Raw genomic sequence first — 200 nt, forward strand, 5'->3', positions numbered from 1 at the left:
TTATCCGGTATTAGCCCCGGTTTCCCGGAGTTATCCCCGTCTTACAGGCAGATTACCCACGTGTTACTCACCCGTCCGCCGCTAAATCAGAGGAGCAAGCTCCTCTTCATTCGCTCGACTTGCATGTATTAGGCACGCCGCCAGCGTTCATCCTGAGCCAGGATCAAACTCTCCATAAAAGTGTTTGTCTTGCTCGATTT

The 200-nt window shown here is 51.5% G+C and carries 1 rRNA gene; it reads right to left on the bottom strand.

The features are described 5' to 3' along the window. Window positions 1–179: ribosomal RNA gene (locus tag QUF49_RS00060) — 16S ribosomal RNA — on the bottom strand; the annotation flags it as partial. Between the last annotated feature and the right edge of the window lie 21 nt (window positions 180–200).

The sequence above is a fragment of the Fictibacillus sp. b24 genome, from assembly GCF_030348825.1.
In the GTDB taxonomy this organism is placed as follows: domain Bacteria; phylum Bacillota; class Bacilli; order Bacillales; family Fictibacillaceae; genus Fictibacillus.